General features: G+C 57.4%; 2 protein-coding genes and 1 pseudogene. 1 reads left to right on the forward strand and 2 read right to left on the reverse strand.

The annotated features are described in order from the left end of the window. Positions 1-166, reverse strand: a pseudogene (locus tag AB4Z51_RS44755) (IS110 family transposase); the annotation flags it as partial. A 1,105-nt stretch (positions 167-1,271) separates the two neighbouring features. Between AB4Z51_RS44755 and AB4Z51_RS44760 the strand changes: the two are divergent. Beyond that, the gene (locus AB4Z51_RS44760) at positions 1,272-1,535 is read left to right on the forward strand and encodes a DUF6894 family protein (RefSeq protein WP_441499748.1); all 264 of its coding nucleotides are present in this window, start codon (positions 1,272-1,274) and stop codon (positions 1,533-1,535) included. A gap of 26 nt (positions 1,536-1,561) precedes the next feature. On the opposite strand, the gene AB4Z51_RS44765 is transcribed toward AB4Z51_RS44760, so the two are convergent. Continuing rightward, positions 1,562-1,783 (reverse strand): hypothetical protein, encoded by a 222-nt coding sequence (locus AB4Z51_RS44765; protein ID WP_247342581.1) that lies wholly within the window; start codon positions 1,781-1,783, stop codon positions 1,562-1,564. Positions 1,784-1,945: the final 162 nt, after the last annotated feature.

A 1,945-nucleotide genomic window follows, 5' to 3' on the forward strand; every position in this document is an offset into this window, starting at 1 on the left:
GTGTTTCCAGCAGAACCGTCTCGAATCCTGCTCTTTGCAGCCTCGCATGCAGCCATTGCGACAGTGGCCCAGCCTCCAGCCCGATCCGATTCACTGCAAAGCCAAGCGTCTCGAAAAATTCGACTAAGGCGTCGGGTTCGCTTGCGACCATTACGCGAATGACCTTCGCGAGTTCATCCGAATACTCCGTGAGAAGATGAATTGACTGATTGGCACCGGGCTCAAACACGCGATCGAGCGCGGCTGGTTGTGGAAGCACGAAAGCGGCACCTACGTAAAGCTGATGCCGCCTGGTGAAGATCTGCTGACTAGAGAATAAGATACTGGTCGGCCGCCAACTGAGGCGCCTTACTTTTTAGGCGGCTGCAGTATGCCCTTTATCAAATCCTGGAGGTCTGCCAATTGCATCGGGTCAACGTCATCGCATCGGACACATTGAAGTTTGCGGACGCCGTTTGGACCGATCAGCAGGTGCATGGGCTTATTGCATAGCGGGCAGCGGGGCGGGTCCGGAGCCATAGAAGTGCTCCTCGATCAGGCGGGAGCGCGACACTCTCGGTCACCGGCAAGTGCCCAGGACGGAACGATGATGAGGGAACTAAATTCCAGTTCCGTTCGAGAGTCGAGTTAAATCGAACCGTGAGCTGGCGGAGTTAAGGGCCGGATTTTGAAGGCAAGCCCCCGCAATTTGCGCTCTCGAAAGGAGCTACGGCCCCAGCCATTGGCAGCTGGAGCCGTGCTGTCATCACGCTTCCGAACCTTACGGGGAAAGGCCAGAAGCGACTCGAAAATGCTCCGAACCTGGAGAAGGTTCCTGACCTGTCTTAGCGGCTCGTTAAATAATCATGAGCATTCTTCGGCTTCGGGACGGGGCCGTGAGGACATACGCGGCCTTGTGCTTGGGGTGAAGGCCCGCCAGCTTAGCCACCCCCCCCCCCGGCGGGCCTTCCCTCACCTTGTTACCCTTCGATTCACATTTGTAGATACCGGAACCGGGGCTGTGACCGGCGGGCCTCCGTTGTAGGCAGCGGCGCGCAGGATGCCAGCGAGCAAATCCCCCTGGTAAGGCACGCCATTTGCTAAGCCGAGGCGTGGCGGATCGGACGGGCCCCGGTGATTCTCGAGAAAGAGCGCCGGGCCTTTTATTTGCGCGGCTTGCACAATATTTTGGCGAGCCTACTAAGCGGTTGTTTGCTTCAGTGATACAGGTCCTTGGAGCGACACCTCATCCGCGAGCCTCGCGCCATCCACCCGCGAGCCCCTGCTTGGCTATGCCAGCAGGGGCTTTGCCTTTCGCATTGTCGCGGGCAATCCCGATGCCTCTTTTTACCTACAAGCTTATTGATACGCATTTCGTTTCGGACTTCGGAGCGCATGATTTGCCTAGCGAAACGGAAGCCCAAATAGAAGCCATCAAGCTCGCTCGTTCGTTACGCGAGACCCGACCCGAACTAGTGGGGAAAGGGTACTCCATCTTTGTAATCGATGATGACGACGCCGCCATTTGCGTCATTCCGCTCGACGCTGCTTGGTGACGGAGGGCCTCTGCCTTTTGATTCTTTCAAGCCATGTGCAGGCGCAGCCTGCTGCCTGTTTTACGATTGAGGGCGGGCGGAGCTTCGCCCTTGTTCAGCTTCTCGGCCACAACCTCCGCCGTTGAATGAGAGAGTCCAGTTAAAGGCGTCTCGTCCGGCGTGACTGCAGGCTGATCTGTCGAAGTGTCCAGCACTGTGAATCTGCCGTTCTTGGGATGCTCGTACCGAACGACAAAGCGGTCTGCCATGAGGATCGCCCTTTTGTCAATCGGCCCTTTAATTGCGGTTTGTTGTCAAGCTACCATTCTTCCTCTCTCCAGTGACACGCCGGTAGCGATTGCTCCGTCGGAGCTGGTCAGGTTGCGGAGACGGAGCGATCGCGGATGGCGAGACGATTGCCTAGCGGGATT

Source organism: Bradyrhizobium sp. 2TAF36, assembly GCF_052114925.1.
Lineage (GTDB): Bacteria > Pseudomonadota > Alphaproteobacteria > Rhizobiales > Xanthobacteraceae > Bradyrhizobium > Bradyrhizobium barranii.